At 52.4% G+C, this 4,133-nt stretch carries 4 protein-coding genes; all 4 read left to right on the top strand.

The annotated features are described in order from the left end of the window. On the top strand, positions 1–2,138 hold a 2,138-nt coding region (gene infB / locus KDK16_RS01950), incomplete at its 5' end, for a translation initiation factor IF-2 (protein WP_257274420.1). A 99-nt stretch (positions 2,139–2,237) separates the two neighbouring features. Beyond that, on the top strand, positions 2,238–2,642 hold the full coding sequence (gene rbfA / locus KDK16_RS01945) for a 30S ribosome-binding factor RbfA (RefSeq protein ID WP_257274419.1): 405 nt from the start codon (positions 2,238–2,240) through the stop codon (positions 2,640–2,642). A 3-nt stretch (positions 2,643–2,645) separates the two neighbouring features. Next, positions 2,646–3,590, top strand: a complete 945-nt coding sequence (gene truB, locus KDK16_RS01940) for a tRNA pseudouridine(55) synthase TruB (RefSeq protein ID WP_257254777.1) — start codon at positions 2,646–2,648, stop codon at positions 3,588–3,590. Positions 3,591–3,762: 172 nt separating this feature from the next. Further along, the gene (gene rpsO, locus KDK16_RS01935) at positions 3,763–4,032 is read left to right on the top strand and encodes a 30S ribosomal protein S15 (RefSeq protein WP_257254778.1); all 270 of its coding nucleotides are present in this window, start codon (positions 3,763–3,765) and stop codon (positions 4,030–4,032) included. Positions 4,033–4,133: the final 101 nt, after the last annotated feature.

The raw sequence follows: 4,133 nt of genomic DNA, 5'->3' as shown, positions 1-4,133 counted from the left end.
GTGAAGGCGATCGTCCCCAGCAGCGTCGCGATGGTGATCGTCCGCCACGTCGTGAAGGAGACCGTCCGGCTCGTCATGGTGATCGTCCACCACGTCGTGATGGTGATCGTCCGGTTCGTCGTGATGGCCCGTCTGCTCCAAGCTTTGATCCAGCCGCTGCGCCAATGCCGACTCCGGAAGGTGATAAGCGCGGCCGTAACCGCAAAGGCAAAGATCGCCGTGATGAGCCCCGTGAAGAACGCGGTCGTCGTGGTGAGAAGCGTGGCGGACGCAACGCAGGTCGTAAAGATGATCGTCGTGGCGGCCGTAAGGCAGCCCGCACAATTACGCCTGAATCCATGGCAGCTCACGGCTTCACCAAGCCAACCGCTCCGGTAATACGCGAAGTCTCTATTCCTGAGACCATCACTGTTGCTGAGCTGGCGCAAAAAATGGCTGTCAAGGCTGCTGACGTCATCAAGGCGATGTTCAAAATGGGTTCCATGGTGACCATCAATCAGGTGATTGACCAGGATACTGCATCCATCGTAGTTGAAGAGATGGGTCACACCTTCAAACTGGTCAAGGCTGACAGCATTGAAGACTCTCTGACTGAAGATCAGGAAGATGGCGTAACCGATTTTGAGGAGAAACCTCGTGCGCCGGTTGTGACAGTAATGGGTCACGTTGACCACGGTAAGACCTCTTTGCTGGACTACATCCGCAAGAGTCGTGTGCAAGCAGGCGAGGCCGGTGGTATCACCCAGCACATTGGTGCTTACCACGTAGATACCCCGCGCGGTATGGTTTCTTTCCTGGATACTCCCGGGCACGCGGCCTTTACCGCCATGCGTGCTCGTGGTGCCAAGGCAACAGATATCGTCATTCTGGTGGTTGCGGCTGATGATGGTGTTATGCCTCAGACCGAAGAAGCGGTTCAGCACGCCAAGGCTGCTGGTGTTCCAGTCGTTGTTGCTGTGAATAAGATCGACAAGGAAGCTGCAGATCCTGATCGTGTGAAAAACGAACTGGCTGCAAGAGAAGTGATTCCTGAGGAGTGGGGTGGTGATACTCAGTTTATTCATGTGTCAGCTCTGACCGGGCAGGGAATTGATGAGCTCCTGGAAGCATTACTTCTTCAGGCTGAAGTTCTTGAGCTGTCTGCCGCAGACAAAGGTCCAGCTAAAGGCGTGGTGGTTGAATCCCGTCTGGATAAAGGTCGTGGCCCTGTCGCAACAGTTCTGGTTCAGTCCGGCAACCTGCAGCAGGGTGACAACATCCTGGTAGGTCAGCAATACGGCCGTGTTCGTGCGATGCTGGACGAAGACGGTAAGGCGATCAAAGATGCAGGCCCTTCCATTCCGGTTGAAATTCTGGGTCTGGACGGTACTCCTGATGCTGGTGATGAGCTGATTGTGGTTAAGGATGAGCGCAAGGCTCGTGAAATCGCACTGTTCCGTCAGGGTAAATACCGTGAAGTCAAACTGGCTCGTCAGCAGGCTTCCAAACTGGAAAATATCTTCTCCAGCATGGGCTCTGAAGAGAAGAAGACCCTTAATATCGTTCTGAAGGCAGATGTCCGGGGCTCTCTGGAGGCTCTGACTACTTCTCTGGAAGAGCAGGGTAACGACGAAGTTCAAGTTAAGGTTATTTCTGGTGGCGTAGGTGGTATCACTGAAACCGATGCTAACCTGGCTATGGCTTCCAATGCCGTTATCGTTGGTTTTAACGTTCGTGCTGATGCTTCTGCCCGTAAGGTGATTGAGGCAGAAGAACTGGATCTGCGCTACTACAGTGTCATCTATGACATCATTGACGATGTTAAGAAGGCTCTGGGCGGTATGCTGGGATCCGATACCCGTGAGCAGATTGTGGGCACTGCAGAAGTACGTGACGTTTTCCGTTCACCGAAGTTCGGGGCGGTGGCTGGCTGTATGGTTGTTGAAGGTATTGTTTACCGAAACGACCGTATTCGTGTACTGCGTGACAACGTGGTGATCTTTGAAGGCGAGTTGGAATCCTTGCGTCGCTTCAAGGATGACGTACAGGAAGTTCGCGAAGGTATGGAGTGTGGTATTGCGGTCAAGTCGTACAACGACGTGAAGCCAGGCGATAAGATCGAAGTTTACAAGGCTGTTGAAGTCAAGCGTACTCTTTAATCAGGTTCGGCCGATCTGCTCATACTCGGTCGGTTGCCAAAGAAAGAAGCCCGCAGCAAAGACTGCGGGCTTTCTCATATCAGCAGGTTTTAATCCCCAATGGCTAAAGAATACAGTCGAACTCAGCGGGTAGCGGACCAGATTCAGAAAGAATTGGCCCAGCTGATCCAGCTGGAGATGAAAGACCCTCGTTTAGGTATGGTAACCGTCAGCGCGGTAGAAGTGTCCCGCGATCTGGCCTTTGCCGATGTTTTTGTTTCTTTTCTGGGCATGGATGACCAAGAGAGCGTCAACAACCAGAAAAGTGTTGATGAGAACCTGGAGGTTATGCAGAGTGCTGCCGGTTTCCTCCGCAGCGAGCTGGCCCGTTCCATCAAGTTGCGTATCATTCCCCAGTTGCGTTTTCATTATGACAACAGTCTGAGGCGTGGTGCGTATATGAGTGAGTTGATTGCAAAAGCTCGTTCTGGTGACAGTGATAATCAGGGTGAGTCTGAGGAGTAATTGATGTCTAAACGCAGACGTAGCCGTGGCCGCAGGGTGGACGGTATTGTTGTTGTGAATAAGCCTAAGGGTGTCAGTTCCAATGACGTTCTGCAACGTGTCAAGCGGCTTTATGGTGCAGCCAAAGCTGGCCATACCGGGAGTCTTGATCCTCTGGCTACCGGAGTTTTGCCGGTCTGTCTGGGCGAGGCGACAAAATTTTCACAGTATCTGCTGGAATCGGATAAGTCCTACAGAACTGAAGTCAAGCTGGGTATCCAGACGGAGACCGGTGACCGTGAAGGCGAGATAGTCGAGCAGCGTCCGGTGAATGTTACCCGTTCTGAAGTTGAAGCTATCCTTGATCGCTTCCGTGGTGAGGTTGATCAGATTCCCAGTATGTATTCAGCGCTGAAGCACAATGGTGAACCGCTTTACAAGCTGGCTCGTCAAGGTATTGTTGTTGAGCGTCCGTCACGACGCATCACCATCTATCGTCTTGAGCTGCTGGACTTTGAAGGTGACAGGCTGATCCTTGAAGTGGATTGCTCCAAGGGCACTTATGTTCGTACTCTGGCTGAAGATATTGGTGCAGCTCTGGGGTGTCTCGGGCATGTTGCCGAGCTGCATAGAATGAAGGCAGGCCCATATACTGAACACCAGTCCTACACTTTGGCAGAGCTCGAAGATATTCGCGACGGCGGTGGTCACAAGGCTCTGGATGAACTGCTGCTGCCATTGGATACTTCTGTGAGTGACTGGCCTCAGATTCGTCTGGGGGCAACCAGCAGCTATTACATCAGTCAGGGGCAACCGGTTCAGGTGCCTCAGGCGCCTACCAGTGGTAATGTCCGTATCTATGGTCAGGAAGAGGTTGAGGGCCAGGAAGTGCTTCGATTCCTGGGTATTGGAGAGATTGACGAAGACGGTCGTGTTGCACCCAAGAGACTGATCAGTTCCGGAAACTAAGACAGATTATCTTTCTGCAGTATGGTGGCTTTAACGGACTGGCTTCCGGCTGGAGGTTGATGTTAGAATTCGTCACCTGATTGGCAGCAGGTGCTGCCAAGGCTTAATGGTTGGCTGTAAATATGCACGGTCATACCTGCTTGTTGATGCATATTAAACGGAGTGTAAAGCAATGGCTTTGACTGCTAAAAAGAAAGCAGAAATTATCAAGGAATTCGGTCGTAGTGAAGGCGACAGCGGTAGCCCTGAAGTTCAGGTTGCTCTGCTGACTGCAAACATCGAAGGTTTGCAGGGTCACTTCAAGGCAAACCACAAGGATCACCACTCTCGTCGTGGGCTGATCCGCATGGTAAACCAGCGTCGTAATATGCTGAACTACCTGAAGGGCAAAGACGTTGAGCGTTACCGTTCCCTGATCGAGCGTCTGGGTCTGCGTCGCTAACAGCTATAGCGTTATTGATCCGGAAGGCTGACCGGGAAGAGACTGTCCTACGCGGCAACTGCTCCTGCGTTGCTCTAGCTCCTGCATCCATGCAGTCGTGC

It is taken from the genome of Endozoicomonas sp. SESOKO4 (assembly GCF_024606275.1).
The sequence above is the reverse complement of the archived record's forward strand: the minus strand, read 5'-3'. Positions and strand labels throughout refer to the sequence as shown.